Below are 14,938 nucleotides of genomic sequence, written 5' to 3' on the forward strand. Positions count from 1 at the left end.
CCAGCATGCGAAGCACGGTCAATCTAGACCATCAGGGCCCGTCTGAAGAGAGGGCTGTGTGGAATTTGTGCTCGCGTTTTGAAGACGGGTCAACGGCCGGGCAACTGCCCGGCGATGCCTCGGCGACGGACGACATTCCGTGTGACCTGCGATGACGGGAGTCCTCCGAGCCACCGATACCGCCGGTAACCCCGAGGCATTCGGGCATCGCCAACTGGCTCGCTTTCAGAGCGTGTTCGGCGCATTCCTGTCGGTGCGCACCGAGCAGGCGGCGGCCGACGGCACCCGCGGACGGATCTTCACGACTCCGCCAGGCCGCCGGTGGGCAGGCCGGCACCATTCCTCCAGCGGACGGGCCGGGAGGGCGGACTCGCGCCACGGCACGATCTGCCCCTTCAGTGGCTTGCAGGTGGACGACCAAACGCCGGCCACGCATGCCGACGGGGTGCCGGGGGCCGGCCGGCGCATCTGCGGATGTGAGACACATTTCGACGGCTCGGCGCACTGCACCGTCGTACGGGCGAGCCGACTGCTCGCCGAGCCCGCCCATCTCGCCTGGGAGGAATCGGCGGGCATCCTGCTCACCGCCGATTCCTCCTGCCGGCTGCCGGTCAGCGACAACGGGGCCCGCAATCGAGCAGGCCGACATCGCTCTGATCCGGGCGACCGGTGGACTCGGGGGCATTCGCCGTGCAGTTGGTCAAGAATGCGGGCGGTATTCCCGTCGGGTTGGTCAGTGCCGAGGAGAAGGCCGGCCTTCTGCGGCCTCTCGGCTGCGATGTCGTGATCAACCGGAGCGGGATCGGCCCGGGCGGTGCCGATGCGCTCACCCCGGAACGGACCGTCGAGATGGGCATGGATGAGGATCCGTTCCAGGAGCAGTGGGAACTCAACCGCCTGGTCCGGCTCGGCCGTCCGTCCCCCGTCCTCTCGGAGGTGTATCCGCTGGTCGAGGTTGCCGAGGAAGGCCTCGATGTCACCGACCCCGAGAAGCGCGCCGCTCTGAGGGCCGAGCAGCTCAACGGCGCTTCGGCCTTTCCAACCTGCGAAGTCCCGGGAAAGGGAAAGATCACCCCGCAGCGGCGTGACGAGGCGCCGGGCCGGGTCGCCTTCACCCGCCTCGCCTGGTCAACTTCGGTCCTTATCGAACCAGTTTCCGTCGCTCACACGAACGGGGGAGGTGGTTGATCGGCCAGCATTCGTCAGACCCGGAGACGCGGTCCCGGTGTCACTTCCGTCGACCTACGGTCCGTACATCGGACGGGCCGGCGACCGCCGGTCCGTCGCCGTCGGCATGCGAAGGGGAGGCGCCAGTATGGCGAGCGTGGAAGTGTCGCTGAAGGAAATGATGGCCGGGGTGGAGGGGGCGCTGGGGGCCGCGGTCGTCGACTACACCAGCGGCATGGCCCTCGGGACACTGGGCGGGGGCAAGGACCTCGATCTGACGGTCGCGGCGGCCGGGAACACGGATGTCATCCGGGCCAAGGTGCGCACGATGGGCGAGCTGGGCCTCAAGAGCCGGATCGAGGACATCCTGATCACACTGGAGAAGCAGTACCACCTCATCCGGCTGATCACCGGCCGCAGCGGGAACGGCCTGTTCCTCTATCTGGTGCTCGACAAGGAGCGCTCGAACCTCGCCATGGCCCGTCACCAGCTGAAGCGGGTCGAGGAACAACTCGAGGTCTAGCCACGGCCCGTTCTCCGGGACTTCGTGCGCCCATGATGTGAAAACTTCTTCAAGTGACCACATCAGCATGATCCCAACTCATGTCTGCGCACGGCCCCGGGCGGCAAGGATCGGCTGTACAGGGCCAGTGCGGCGGTGTCGCAAGGCGCCGCCGCACCTCGGCGCCCCCACCCCACCCGTCCCGGCAGAGAGCGAGCGGTCATGCAAGTCCCCCTCTACCAGGCCAAGGCGGACTTCTTCCGCATGCTCGGGCACCCGGTCCGGATCAGGGTCCTGGAACTGCTCCAGCACGGGCCCGTACCGGTACGGGATCTGCTCGCCGACATCGAGATCGAGCCGTCCAGCCTCTCCCAGCAGCTGGCCGTCCTGCGCCGGTCCGGCATCGTGGTGTCCACCCGGGAGGGCTCCACCGTCCGCTACGCACTGGCCGGCGGGGACGTCGCCGAACTCCTGCGCGCGGCCCGCCGCATCCTCACCGAGCTCCTCGACGGGCAGAACGTCCTCCTCGCCGAACTGCGGCAGGCCGACGCGTCCGCTCCGCCGATGTCCACGAGCAGTCACGGCTGACTGCCGGTCGGCGGGCGCGTCCGACCGGGTCAGGTCGTCCCTGCCGGCCGCGCGGGCCACGGCACCTGCCGACGGCGTGGGAGGGTGCCTTCGCTTTACGTGTCCAGGAGGCGACGCCAGAGTAGAGGCACCCGCGACGCCAGGCACTTCGCCGGCAGAAAGCAGAGACCATGGCCATCGACCTCACCGCCCTGCGGGCCCACTTCCCCTCCCTCGCCACCGGGCTCGCCTTCTTCGACGGTCCGGGCGGAACGCAGACGCCCCGCCCGGTGGCCGACGCCATCGCCGCGACGCTGACCGGCCCGCTGTCCAACCGGGGCACCGTCAGCCCCTCGGAGCTCAACGCCGAGCGCGCCGTCGCGGACTTCCGCGCCGCCTGTGCCGATCTGTTGAACGTGCCCGCGAGGGGCGTCGTCCACGGCCGCAGCGCCACGCAACTGACGTACGACTTCTCCCGCCACCTGGCCAGGACCTGGAGCGCGGGCGACGAGATCGTCCTCAGCCGCCTCGACCACGACGCCAACGTCCGTCCCTGGGTCCAGGCCGCCGAGCGCGCCGGGGCGACGGTCCGCTGGATCGAGATCGTCCCGGAGACCACGGAGCTCGACCTCGACGCGTACGAGCGGGCCCTGACGTCCCGGACCCGGCTGGTCGCGGTCACGGCGGCCTCGAACGTGCTGGGCACCAAGCCGCCCGTACGCCGGATCGCCGACCGCGCCCACGAGGCCGGCGCCCTGGTGTACGTGGACGGCGTGCACTACGCCGCACACCACCTCGTGGACGTGCCCGCGCTCGGGGCCGACATGTTCGTCTGCTCGCCGTACAAGTTCCTCGGACCGCACTGCGGGGTGCTGGCGGCCGCACCCGAGTTCCTCGAGACCCTGCGCCCGGACAAGCTTCTGCCGTCCCCCGACACGGTGCCCGAGCGTTTCGAGTTCGGCACGCTGCCGTACGAGGTCCTGGCGGGCACCACCGCGGCCGTGGACTTCCTCGCCGCCCTGGACCCGGGGTCCGGCGCCTCGCGCAGGGAACGCCTCACCCGCTCCCTGGAGTCGGTGCACGAGCACGAGCTGACGCTGCGCGCGCGGCTGGAGCAGGGCCTGGCGTCCCTGGGCGACGCCGTGACCGTCCACTCGAAGGCCGCCGACCGCACCCCGACACTCCTGCTGTCCGTCGAAGGCCGCGACGCCCGCGAGGCCCAGGCGCATCTGGCCGAGCGCGCCGTGGTGGCCCCGGCCGGGTCGTTCTACGCCCACGAACCCTTCGCGGCGCTCAAGCTCGAAGACCCCGCCCTGCGCGCGGGCCTGGCCCCCTACAACACCACCGACGACGTGGACCGCTTCCTCGACGGGCTCGCCGACTTCGTGTGACCTCGCAGCGCCTGGCAGCCGGGCCGTCACGCCCGGGCCGGCCGCCCTCGTGGACCGCGCGGAGGACGGTCAGGGCGTCGTCGGGGGCGTACAGCGCCTCGACGGCGTGTCATGCCGGCCCCTTGCGCGGCGGAACAGTGGCCTCGGGTGATCGTAAACCCGTTCACTGTTCAAAGAACCGCGGCCTCGCGGCGCGCCCGCCCACCGCGTCTACTTGATGAGCGCGTTGGCCGCCACCACGATCACCCCGAGCAACGCGTCCACCGCGCCGATCAGCACGGCGGCCGGCCAACTCCGCGCCGACCAGCGGGCGGTGACGAGTCCGAGGCCGAACAGGATGACGATGTTCAGAACGAACGCCGGGTACTCGACGCCCTTCGGCGGCCACCAGCCCCAGCCGGCGCCCGCGAGCAGGAAGACCGTCGGCAGCACGGCCGTGACCAGGGGCCATTCGTCGGCCAGGGTGTGCAGCGCGTCCCAGCGCTGGTGCGGGGCCCGCTCGGCGATGTAGTGGGCGTAGCCGTGTGCCAGGGCGGAGGCGCAGGCGGTGACCAGGAGCCAGAGGGCGTCGTAGCGGCGGCTGGCCTCGGAGGTGTGGCCGTACTGGGTGAGCGCGGCCACCATCGAGCAGGCCAGTACGGCGCCGTAGACCCCGCCGAACAGGACGGCCTCGCGGGTGTCGTGCGCGCGCGGCTCCGGCACGGCCGCCGTGGAGTCAGCCATGTCCTCCACGATCACCCGGGCCGGACCCGGCCGCCACCGGGCACGGCCCGACGAAGTGTCCTGCCACCAGGCCGGATGCCGCACATCCTGTCCACGGCCGGGACACCGGTGGGCTGGCTAGGGTCGCCGTATGACGACGCACAGCTTCTCCCTGCACATCCCCGACGCCGAACTCGAACCCGACCCGCTCGACCCGGCGCAGATCGTCTCCGGCACGCCCGAGGTCACCGGGAAGGTGGTCTGGGAGTCGGCCGACGGCAGGCAGATCCGCGGGATCTGGCAGATCACCCCGGGGGTGGTCACCGACACCGAGGCCGACGAGCTGTTCGTCGTGGTCAGTGGCTCGGCGACGATCGAGGTCGAGGGCGGGGCGACGTTCACCGTGGGCCCGGGCGACATGGCCGTACTGCGCGCGGGCGACCGTACGACCTGGACGGTGCACGAGACGCTGCGCAAGGCGTACGCGATCAGTCTGTGAGCGCGGCCGGCAGCGCCTGAGCATGCTCAGCGGCTCGTGGCCGCGGGCATGTTGTAGGGCGTGACCACCTGGATCGGAGACGGCAGGGTCGGAGCCGCCGGGGGCAGTGCGCCCTGAGCGCGCATCACCAGGTGGCAGGCCTCGCGCATGTCCTGGCGCAGGTCGTGGTGGAGGACGGCGGACAGCCGGTGCTCGCGCAGCAGCCGGGTGTTGTCGTGGTCGAGGTCGTGGGCGATGAACACGGCGCACTCGCGGTCCAGGTCGGCGAAGGCGCGCAGGGTCGCGATGTTGCCGCCGCCGATCGAGTAGACGGCGCGGATCTCCGGGTCGCGCTCCAGGGCGGCGCGGACCAGGTCGTACTGCGTGGCGTCCAGCCCCTGTCCCTCGGCGATCTCCACCAGGGTGCGCTCGGGGTGCCGGGCCCGCATGGCGCTGCGGAAGCCCATCTCGCGCTCCTCCTCGTTGCGGAAGAAGCCGCTGCTCAGGCTGGTGAGGACGTTGCCGGGCCGGTCGCCGAGCCACTGGCCCATCAGGTAGGCGGCGGTGGCGCCGGCGGCCCGGTTGTCGCTGCCGACGTAGGCCAGCCGGCCGCTGGCGGGCAGGTCGGTGACGAGGGTGACGACCGGGATTTCCGCCGACCTGAGCCGTCCGACGGCGGCGGTGATCTCGGGGACGTCCGGCGCCTTGAGGATCACGCCCTGCGAGCCGCGGCGCGCTATCCGGTCCAGGGTCCGCACGAGCTCGGCGACCGGGCCGGTCTCCCGGAAGTGGAACCTGGAGCGCACCACGGCCGGGTGCAGGGCCGGCAGCTCGGCCTCCAGCGCGCCCCGCACGGCCGTGGTGAACCGCTCGGGCGCCTGCATCACGATGTCGACCATGAAGGTACGGCCCACCAGCCGGACCTGGGTGCGCTGCCGGTCCAGATCGGCGATGGCCCGCTCCACCTCGCGGGCGGTGCTCTCCCGGACGCCGCCCCTGCCGTTCAGCACCCGGTCCACGGTGGCCTCGCTCAGCCCGGCCTGCCGGGCGATCTCACGGATGGGGAAGGGGTGGCCCACGGGCTGCCTCCTTGAGGGGTTTTTGACGGGTCGCTGCTGGTTGTTCGAGGGGTTTGTGCTGACAAGAATGGCAGAGCCCCGCCGTGGCCGAGACCATGGCCGTGACCGAAAGCAGGACATCGATGTCCCTCGCCGCCGAACAGGGCCGCGCCTGGCTCTCGCCCCAGGACTGCGAGCTCGACGCCTTCCGTGCCCTGGTCGAGCGGACCACCGACCAGGCCGCCTACCCGTACGCCGCGGCCGTGGCGGACAACGTCCTCGTCTACGAGAGTGAGCGGCTGCGCGCCGCCGACACGGCCCACGAGGTGCGCACCGAACTCGTCCGCGCCCTGACCGACGGTCCCGGCGTCGTCGTCTTCCGGGGCGCGTTCCCCGATCCGGACGTGGTCGACCGGGCCACCGCGGTGTGCGAGGCGCTCATCTCGGAGCAGCACGAGTCCGGCGCGGGGGCCGGCGACCACTTCGCGACGCCCGGGGCCAACGAGCGGGTGTGGAACGCCCTGGAGAAGACGGCGCTGTATGACCCCGAGGTGTTCGCCGACTACTACGCCAACGACGTCGTGGCCCTGGTCTCCCGGGCCTGGCTGGGCCCCGGCTACCAGATCACCTCGCAGATCAACGTGGTCGCCCCGGGCGGCGCCGCGCAGACCGCGCACCGCGACTACCACCTCGGTTTCCTCTCCGACGAGCAGGCCGGGGCCTACCCGGCCCATGTGCACCGCCTCTCCCCCGTGCTCACCCTCCAGGGCGCGGTCGCGCACTGCGACATGCCGGTGGAGTCGGGGCCGACGATGTACCTGCCGTACTCACAGACCTACGAACCCGGCTACCTGGCCTGGCGGCGGCCGGAGTTCCAGGAGTACTTCAAGGCCCGCCATACGCAGCTGCCGCTCGCGAAGGGCGACGCGGTGTTCTTCAACCCGGCGGTGTTCCACGCGGCCGGCACCAACCGGACCCTGGACGTGCGCCGGATGGCCAACCTGCTCCAGGTGTCCTCCGCGTTCGGGCGGGCCATGGAGAGCGTGGACCGGGAGGCGGTGGCCAACGCGGTCTACCCGGTGCTGCGCCGTCGCCGGTCGGAGGGAGCAGGCGAGGCCTGGCTGGAGCACGTCATCGCCGCTAGCGCCGAGGGCTACCCGTTCCCGACCAACCTCGACAGCGATCCGCCGGTCGACGGCATGGCCCCGCCCTCGCAGGCGGACCTCGTGCGGCGGGCGCTGCGGGAGGGGTGGGCGCCGCGGGTGCTGCGGGACGGGTTGCGGCACGCCGCGGTACGGCGGGAGAGCTGAGGCCGACGGGCCGTGGGTCACCAGCACCGCACATTTCGACATCAAGGAGCAACACTCAATGCGTATCGGAATCCTCGGTCTCGGCCGTATCGGTGCTTTTCACGCCGAGACCCTCTCCGGGCTCGACGTCGTCGAGTCGCTCGTCTTCACCGACCCGTTCGCTGACGCGGCCAAGGCCGCCGCGGAGAAGTTCGGTGCCGAGGTCGTGGACTCGCCCGAGGCGCTGCTGGCCGCCGGCGTGGACGGCATCGTCGTGGCCGCGGCCACCGACGCCCACCCGGCCCTGATCCTGGCCGGTGTCGAGGCCGGTGTGCCGGTCTTCTGCGAGAAGCCGGTCGCCAGGACCATGGCCGAGGGCGTCGAGGTCCTCAGGGCCGTGCAGGGCAGGGGCGTGCCGATCCAGATCGGCTACAACCGCCGCTTCGACGCGGGCTTCGTCGCGGCGCGGGCCGCCGTCCAGGGGGGCGAGCTCGGCAAGCTGCACACCGTGCGCTCCACCACCCTGGACCCGGCCCCGCCGCCTGCCGCGTACATCGCCGCGTCCGGCGGGATCTTCCGGGACTGTTCCGTGCACGACTTCGACATCATCCGCTGGGTGACCGGACGTGAGGTCACCGAGGTCTACGCGGTCGGCGGCAACCGGGGCGCCGACTACATCCGGGAGGCGGGCGACGCCGACACCACCGGCGCGATCCTCACCCTCGACGACGGCACCATCGCGGTGGTCTCCAACTCCCGTCACAACGCGCGGGGTTACGACGTCCGCATGGAGCTGCACGGCTTCGCCGACTCCATCGCCGTCGGCCTGGAGGACAAGCTCCCGCTACGCTCGGTGGAGCCCGGCGTGACGTTCCCCGCGGGCACCCCGCACGACTTCTTCATGGACCGGTTCACGGCGGCCTACCGCGCCGAGCTCACCGCGTTCACCGAGGTCGTGGCCGGCACCCGGCCCTCCCCGTGCACGGTCGAGGACGCCCTGGAGGCCGGCTGGATCGCCGACGCCTGCACGCTGTCCCTGCACGAGCACCGGCCGGTGACGATCGCGGAGGTCCGCGGGGCCTGACACCCGCGGGCACTCGCACCACGGCGGGGCAGGGACCGGACCACGGTCCCCGCCCCGCCGTTCGTCGTGCCGGACCCGTCAGGCCGGCGGCCCGTCACGATCAGCGCCGGGCTGGGCGGGATCACCCTGGCGTCGGGCCCGGCGCGACCGGCACAGCACCGGGAAGGCGGTGCGGCTGCCGGGCCGGCAGCCGCACCTGGCCCGGCAGAGGGTGGCGAATTGCGCCGGGAGCGGCTCGCCCACGGCGCGGTCCGGCTCCCGGCGGCGGCTCAGAGGCCGTAGCGCACCGCGAACTCGTCCGGGTCGTAGGCGTCCCGGTCCGGGTCGTGAGGGACGGCCGGCCGGGTCTCCACCATGTCCTGCGGACGTATCCGCTCGGGCAGCGCGCCGAACCGCTCCTTGCGTGTCACGGCCTCGGCCGTGGTCTCCTCGTGGCTCATGATCGTCCTCCCCGTCGTGGCGGGCGACAGCCGCCACTGCGTGAACGCGCGCGCCCCGGCGGGTGTTCCCGAACCCGCCGGGGCGCGCGGGGCCGTGGAGAGATCCACGGGCCCCGGCAAGCGGCTGTCAGGCGCCGCAGGACCGCAGGAATTTCCGGGTGCGCACCGCGATGGGCAGCGGCCTGTCCGGCTCGCAGGGGTACATGTCCTGCTCGACGATCGCGAACAGGTCGGCACCCAGCCGCTGCGCCGCCGCCAGCACCGGCCCCAGCTCCGGCACGCCGGCGGGCGGTTCGCACATCACGCCCTGGGCCACGGCGGGCCCGAACGGGGTGCCCCGGGCCTGGACGTCGGCGAGGACGGCCGGGTCCACCTGCTTGAGGTGGAGGTAGCCGATCCGCTCGCCGTAGGTCTCGATCAGCTTGACGCTGTCGCCGCCGCAGTAGGCGTAGTGACCGGTGTCCAGGCAGAGGTTGACCAGGTCGGTGTCGGTCGAGTCGAGGAAGCGCTCGACGTGTTCCTCGGTGTCGATGTGGGTGTCGGCGTGCGGGTGGACGACGATGTCCAGGCCGTACGTCTCCTTCACCTCGTGGCCGAGCCGCTCCATGCCCTTGGTGAGGTGGGCCCACTGCTCGCCGGTGAGCTCCGGCGGCTCCAGGATCTCGGCGGTCTTGTCGTCCCGCCAGAAGGACGGGATGACCACCAGGTGCTTCGCCCCCGTGGCCCGGGTGAGCGCGGCGACCTGGCTGACGTGCTCCCACGTCGAATCCCAGACGGCGGGGCCGCGGTGCATGCCGGTGAAGACCGTGCCCGCCGAGACCTTCAGGTCCCGCTTCGCGATCTCGTCGTTGAGGCGGGCCGGGTCGGTGGGGAGGTAGCCGTAAGGGCCGAGTTCGATCCAGGAGTAGCCGGCCTCGGCGACCTCGTCGAGGAAGCGTTCCCAGGGCACCTGCCGCGGGTCGTCCGGGAACCAGACACCCCAGGAGTCCGGGGCCGAGCCGACCCGGATGCGGTCGAGAGGGGTGCTCATGGGGTCAGGACTTCTCTTCCGGACCGGTCGCGGCGGGTGCGGCGACATCTTCCTCCTCGGGGAGTTCCTCGGTGTCGACCCCGCGCACCTGGGACAGCTCGTGCTTGAGGGCCGCGAGTTCGGCGCCGCCGGCCATGTGGTTGGTCAGTTCCTCCAGGGTGATGTCGCTGCGTTCGGCGGAGAGTTCGAGGGTGCCGAGGCGCAGGACGCTGAAGTGGTCGCCGACCATGTAGGCGTGGTGCGGGTTGTGGGTGATGAAGATGACGCCGAGGCCGCGTTCGCGGGCGGCGGCGATGTACTTCAGGACCACGCCGGACTGCTTGACGCCGAGGGCGGCGGTCGGCTCGTCCAGGATGAGGACGCGGGCGCCGAAGTAGACGGCGCGGGCGATGGCCACGCACTGGCGCTGGCCGCCGGAGAGGGTGCCGATGGGCTGGTCCAGGTCGTCCAGGACGATGCCCATGTTGCGCAGTTCGCGGTCGGCGGTCTCCTTCATCCGCGCGATGTCGAGCCGGCGCACGGGCCAGGGGCCCTTGGTCATCTCGGAGCCGAGGAAGAAGTTGCGCCACACCGGCATCAGGGGGACGGTGGCGAGATCCTGGTAGACGGTGGCGATGCCCTTGTCGAGGGCTTCGCGCGGGGTGGAGAAGCGGACCGGGGCGCCGTCGACGAGGAAGTCGCCCTCGGTGTGCTGGTGCAGCCCTGAGATGATCTTGATGAGGGTGGACTTGCCGGCGCCGTTGTCGCCGAGGACGCAGGTCACCTGGTTCGGGAAGACCTTGAGGTCGACGCCGTGCAGGGCGCGGATGTTGCCGTACGACTTGCCCGCGCCGCGCAGTTCGACGATCGGGCCGCCGTCGGTGGGCGCCTCGTCCTGGAGGACGGCCCCGTGGGTTCCGGTGGTGTTGTCTGTCATCGGGGTCACCTCCTGGTCGCGGTCCGCTGGACCCACAGATTGATCATCACGGCGCCGAGGAGCATCACGCCGAGGAAGGCCTTGAACCAGTCGGGGTTCCACCCCGCGTAGACGATGCCCTGCTGGACCATGCCGAACATGAAGGCGCCGAAGACCGGGCCGATGGCCGAACCGGCGCCGCCGGTGAGCAGGCAGCCGCCGATGACCGCCGCGGAGATGTAGATCAGCTCCTGGCCCACGCCCTCGCCGGACTGCACGGTGTTGAAGGAGAACAGCTGGTGCATGCCGACGAACCAGGCGCCGAAGCCGACCAGCATGAACAGCGAGATCTTGGTGAAGTTCACCGGGACGCCGACCGCGCGGGCGCTCTCCTTGTTGCCGCCGACCGCGAAGATCCAGTTGCCGTACTTGGTGCGCAGCAGCACCCAGGTGGCGACGGCGGCGAAGAACAGCCACCAGAAGATGGTGATCTTCACCTGGACGCCGCCGATGTCGAAGGACGACGCGAAGACCGCCTTGACCTGGTCGAAGCCGTCCATGTTGCTGATGTCGTCGGTGGCGACGTTGCCGGTGACCAGCTTGGTCACCGCGAGGTTCACGCCCTGGAGGATCAGGAAGCTGCCCAGGGTGATGAGGAAGCTGGGCAGTCCGGTCTTGACCACCAGCCAGCCGTTGAGGAAGCCGATGCCCAGCGACACCACGAGCGCGACGATCACACCCGCCCACACGTTGAGGGTCAGCTGGTAGCTGAGCATGGCGGCGGTGAGCGCCGAGCTGACCACTGCGACGCCGGCGGAGAGGTCGAACTCGCCGCCGATCATCAGCAGGGCGACCGGCAGCGCCATGATGCCGATGGTCGACGACTGGTAGAGGATGTTCGCCATCGAACTGGCCTCGCGCACCGGCGGTGCCGCGATCAGGAAGAAGACGTAGACCGCGACGGCGCCGAGGAAGACGCCGACGTCCGGCCGGGCCAGGATCCGCAGCGCCAGGGGGCGCTGCGCGGTCCGCCCGTCCTTCTCCTTGGGGCCGGGAGCCGGCGGTGTCGCCACCGCCGGCTGTGCCTGCTGACTCATGCCGATCACCGGGTGCCCTTCGCGGCGAACGCGGCGACCTTGTCGACGTTGGACTTGTCGACGAAGGCCGGGCCGGTCAGGACCGGCTGCTCGCCACCGCCCATGTAGTTGCCGTTGTTCTTGTAGAGCCACAGCGAGTCGACGGCCAGGTAGCCCTGGAGGTAGGGCTGCTGGTCGACCGCGAACTCGATGGTGCCCTTGCTGATGGCCCCGGTCAGGTCCTTGTTGAGGTCGAAGGTGGCGATCTTCGCCTTGCTGCCCGCGTCGGACACCGACTGCACGGCGATCAGCGCGATGGGGGCGCCGAGCGTGACCACGTGGTCGACGGAGGAGTCCTGCTTGAGCTTGGCGGTGATCGTGGACTTGACCGAGGTCGGGGACGTGCCGTCGACGTACAGGGTCTCCGTCGTGCCCGAGAACGTCTTCTTCACGCCGTCGCAGCGCTGCGTGAGGCCGATGTTGCCCTGCTCCTGGATGACACAGACGACCTTCTTGGCGCCCTCCGTGTTCAGCCGGTTGCCGAGCGCCTCGCCCGCCACCGTCTCGTCCTGGCCGAAGAACTCCATCAGGCCGAGCTTCTTCCAGTCGCTCACGCCGGAGTTGAGGCCGACGACGGGGATGCCGGCCGAGGTCGCCTTGCCCACGACGTCCTTGAGGGCGTCCGGCTTGGCGAGGGTGACGGCGATCCCGTCGACCTTCTGGTCGATCGCGTTCTGGACCAGGTTGGCCTGGTTGCCGGCGTTCGGGTCGGCGGAGTAGACCAGCTTGACGTTGTCCTTGGCGGCGGCGGCCTCGGCACCCTTGCGGACGATGTCCCAGAAGGTGTCGCCCGGCGACTGGTGGGTGACCATCGCGACCGTCATGCGGGGGGTGGACGCCTTGCCCGCGGAGGCCGCCGCTCCTCCCTCTTCGGACTTCTTTCCTCCGGAGCTGCTGGAGCAGCCTGCGAGGGTCAGGGCTGCCGCCGCGGCGACGGCCACCACGGGGACCAGCCTGCGCGAACGGGAGTGGGAAGAGCGGTCCATCCTGCACCTCACTGTGCGACCGGGGAGAGGAGGGGATCCGGCGGATCCCCGGGCCCGGGCCGTCGGAAGTGGCCCGGGTCACTGCTGTGCGTTGGGACGGGATACAAGTCCCTGTGAGGCCCGCTGTCAATACTTTGTTAAGACATCATTTCACATTCAGGTCCGAATGTAAGTACAAACCATTGACAGCGTGACCTGCCCCGATCTACACCTGAGGGGCACTGCCCAACCCGCTCCGAAGGCGATCTCTACCCGCTCCCGACGGGCGTACCCCTCACCCGGGCGGAGCGGGACGCCGGCCCGCCCTCTCCACCACCCCGTCCGAGTGAGGTCCCCATGAGCCAGCCGACCACCCGCCTGACCGTCGCCCAGGCGCTGGTGCGGTTCCTGTCCGCCCAGTACACCGAGCGCGACGGCGTCCGGCACCGGCTGATCGCCGGCACCTGGGGCATCTTCGGCCACGGCAACGTGGCCGGGATCGGCCAGGCGCTCCTCGAGTACAGCGACGTCATGCCGTACCACCAGGGCCGCAACGAGCAGTCCATGGTGCACGCCGCGGTCGGCCACGCGCGCCAGCTGGACCGGCTCTCCGCGCAGGCGGTCACCACGTCCATCGGGCCGGGCGCCACCAACCTGGTGACCGGCGCCGCCCTGGCCACCGTCAACCGGCTGCCGGTGCTCCTGCTGCCCGGCGACTACTTCGCGAGCCACGCGCCCGATCCGCTGCTGCAGCAGCTTGAGCATCCGACGGAGTTCGACGTCTCCGTCAACGACACCTTGCGCCCCGTCTCCCGCTACTTCGACCGGATCACCCGCCCCGAGGCGCTGATCCCCTCCGCGCTGAACGCCATGCGGGTCCTCGCCGACCCGGCCGAGACCGGCGCGGTCACCCTGGCCCTCCCCCAGGACGTCCAGGCGGAGGCGTACGACTGGCCGGAGGAGTTCTTCGCGGAGCGCGTGTGGCGGGTCCGGCGGCCCGCCCCCGACCCCGTGGAGCTCGCGGAGGCCGTGAGCGCCGTGCGGGCCGCTCGGCGGCCGTTGATCGTGGCGGGCGGCGGAGTCCACCACAGCCGCGCGGAAGGCGCCCTGAGGGCCCTTGTGGAGGCCACGGGCATCCCCGTCGCCTCGACCCAGGCGGGCAAGGGCTCGCTGCGCCACGACCATCCGGCCGACCTGGGCGGGATCGGGCACACCGGGACCGCCGTCGCCGACGACCTGGCCCGCACCGCCGACCTGGTCCTCGGCGTCGGCACCCGGTACACGGACTTCACCACCGCCTCCGGCACCCTCTTCCAGAACCCGGACGTCCGCTTCCTGAACCTGAACATCACCGGCTTCGACGCGCACAAGCTGGCCGCGCGCACGGTCGTGGCGGACGCGCGGGCCGCCCTGGAGGCGCTCGCGGAGGCGCTGTCCGGACACCGCGTGGACGGCGCCTACGAGGCGGAGTACCGGGCCGGCAAGGAGCGGTGGGACGCGGTCGTCGAGGCCGCCTACCGCGCGGACGACGAGGACGCCGTGCCGACCCAGACCCAGGTGCTCGGGGCCCTCGACGCCGTGGTGGGCGATGACGACGTTGTCATCAACGCGGCCGGCTCGCTCCCGGGCGACCTGCACAAGCTGTGGCGGGCCCGCTCGCCGCGCCAGTACCACCTGGAGTACGGCTACTCCTGCATGGGCTACGAGATCCCGGCCGGCATCGGCGTCCAGCAGGCGGCCCCGGACGCGGTGGTCTGGTCGCTGGTGGGCGACGGCACCTATCTGATGATGCCGACCGAGATCGTCACCGCCGTCCAGGAAGGGCTGCCCGTCAACCTGGTCCTGATCCAGAACCACGGGTACGCCTCCATCGGCGGCCTCTCCGAGACGGTCGGCGGCGAGCGGTTCGGCACCGCCTACCGCTTCCGCTCCGCCGACGGCACCTTCGGCGGGGCGCCGCTGCCGGTGGACCTCGCCGCCAACGCGGCCAGCCTCGGCATGGAGGTGCTGCGCGCCAAGACCGTGCGGGAGCTGCGCGAGGCGCTCGCCGCGGCCCGCGCGAGCGACCGGACGACGTGCGTGTACGTGGAGACCGACCCGGCACCGACCGCCCCCGGGGCCGAGGCCTGGTGGGACGTGCCGGTCGCCGAGACCGCCTCCCGCGAGGCCGCCGTGCACGCCCGCGAGGAGTACGACCGGCAGGTCGCCGACCGCCGCCGGCACCTGTGATCCCC

General features: G+C 71.3%; 15 protein-coding genes. 8 read left to right on the plus strand and 7 right to left on the minus strand.

Annotated elements, in window-relative coordinates:
* Positions 1–690 precede the first annotated feature (690 nt).
* From JF597_RS24560 to JF597_RS24575, 4 genes are all read left to right on the plus strand, one after another.
* The gene (locus tag JF597_RS24560; RefSeq protein WP_293998626.1) at positions 691–1,188 is read left to right on the plus strand and encodes a hypothetical protein; all 498 of its coding nucleotides are present in this window, start codon (positions 691–693) and stop codon (positions 1,186–1,188) included.
* Positions 1,189–1,315: 127 nt separating this feature from the next.
* On the plus strand, positions 1,316–1,690 hold the full coding sequence (locus JF597_RS24565) for a hypothetical protein (protein ID WP_293998628.1): 375 nt from the start codon (positions 1,316–1,318) through the stop codon (positions 1,688–1,690).
* A 201-nt stretch (positions 1,691–1,891) separates the two neighbouring features.
* Complete coding sequence (locus JF597_RS24570; RefSeq protein WP_293998631.1) at positions 1,892–2,257, plus strand: metalloregulator ArsR/SmtB family transcription factor; 366 nt, start codon at positions 1,892–1,894, stop codon at positions 2,255–2,257.
* Positions 2,258–2,427: 170 nt separating this feature from the next.
* Complete coding sequence (locus tag JF597_RS24575; protein WP_293998633.1) at positions 2,428–3,627, plus strand: cysteine desulfurase-like protein; 1,200 nt, start codon at positions 2,428–2,430, stop codon at positions 3,625–3,627.
* A 210-nt stretch (positions 3,628–3,837) separates the two neighbouring features.
* On the opposite strand, the gene JF597_RS24580 is transcribed toward JF597_RS24575, so the two are convergent.
* On the minus strand, positions 3,838–4,350 hold the full coding sequence (locus JF597_RS24580; protein ID WP_293998635.1) for a hypothetical protein: 513 nt from the start codon (positions 4,348–4,350) through the stop codon (positions 3,838–3,840).
* A 130-nt stretch (positions 4,351–4,480) separates the two neighbouring features.
* Here JF597_RS24580 and JF597_RS24585 point away from each other — a divergent pair, with 130 nt between their 5' ends.
* Entirely contained in the window at positions 4,481–4,828 is a 348-nt protein-coding gene (locus JF597_RS24585) for a cupin domain-containing protein (protein WP_293998637.1), read from the plus strand.
* Between the two features lie 26 nt (positions 4,829–4,854).
* Here JF597_RS24585 and JF597_RS24590 read toward each other — a convergent pair whose 3' ends face one another.
* Positions 4,855–5,886 carry a LacI family DNA-binding transcriptional regulator gene (locus JF597_RS24590; RefSeq protein WP_293998639.1) on the minus strand — a complete coding sequence of 344 codons (1,032 nt, stop codon included), beginning with the start codon at positions 5,884–5,886 and terminating at the stop codon, positions 4,855–4,857.
* Positions 5,887–6,008: 122 nt separating this feature from the next.
* On the opposite strand from JF597_RS24590, the gene JF597_RS24595 reads away from it, so the two are divergent.
* On the plus strand, positions 6,009–7,175 hold the full coding sequence (locus tag JF597_RS24595; protein WP_293998801.1) for a phytanoyl-CoA dioxygenase family protein: 1,167 nt from the start codon (positions 6,009–6,011) through the stop codon (positions 7,173–7,175).
* A gap of 58 nt (positions 7,176–7,233) precedes the next feature.
* Positions 7,234–8,238 (plus strand): Gfo/Idh/MocA family oxidoreductase, encoded by a 1,005-nt coding sequence (locus JF597_RS24600; RefSeq protein ID WP_293998640.1) that lies wholly within the window; start codon positions 7,234–7,236, stop codon positions 8,236–8,238.
* Positions 8,239–8,507: 269 nt separating this feature from the next.
* Here JF597_RS24600 and JF597_RS24605 read toward each other — a convergent pair whose 3' ends face one another.
* The 5 genes from JF597_RS24605 to JF597_RS24625 all read right to left on the minus strand — a co-directional run bounded on the left by JF597_RS24605 (position 8,508) and on the right by JF597_RS24625 (position 12,725).
* Positions 8,508–8,678, minus strand: a complete 171-nt coding sequence (locus JF597_RS24605; RefSeq protein ID WP_293998642.1) for a hypothetical protein — start codon at positions 8,676–8,678, stop codon at positions 8,508–8,510.
* Positions 8,679–8,805: 127 nt separating this feature from the next.
* Positions 8,806–9,708: a sugar phosphate isomerase/epimerase gene (locus tag JF597_RS24610; protein WP_293998645.1), complete on the minus strand. Its 903-nt coding sequence runs from the start codon at positions 9,706–9,708 to the stop codon at positions 8,806–8,808.
* Between the two features lie 4 nt (positions 9,709–9,712).
* Entirely contained in the window at positions 9,713–10,624 is a 912-nt protein-coding gene (locus tag JF597_RS24615) for an ATP-binding cassette domain-containing protein (RefSeq protein ID WP_293998648.1), read from the minus strand.
* Between the two features lie 5 nt (positions 10,625–10,629).
* Positions 10,630–11,706, minus strand: a complete 1,077-nt coding sequence (locus JF597_RS24620) for an ABC transporter permease (RefSeq protein WP_293998804.1) — start codon at positions 11,704–11,706, stop codon at positions 10,630–10,632.
* On the minus strand, positions 11,706–12,725 hold the full coding sequence (locus JF597_RS24625; protein ID WP_293998651.1) for a sugar ABC transporter substrate-binding protein: 1,020 nt from the start codon (positions 12,723–12,725) through the stop codon (positions 11,706–11,708). The genes JF597_RS24620 and JF597_RS24625 overlap by 1 nt, the downstream gene beginning before the upstream one ends.
* Before the next feature lie 336 nt (positions 12,726–13,061).
* On the opposite strand from JF597_RS24625, the gene iolD reads away from it, so the two are divergent.
* Entirely contained in the window at positions 13,062–14,933 is a 1,872-nt protein-coding gene (gene iolD, locus JF597_RS24630; RefSeq protein ID WP_293998654.1) for a 3D-(3,5/4)-trihydroxycyclohexane-1,2-dione acylhydrolase (decyclizing), read from the plus strand.
* The last annotated feature ends 5 nt before the right edge of the window (positions 14,934–14,938 follow it).

The organism is Streptomyces sp. (assembly GCF_019510245.1).
In the GTDB taxonomy this organism is placed as follows: Bacteria; Actinomycetota; Actinomycetes; order Streptomycetales; family Streptomycetaceae; genus Streptomyces.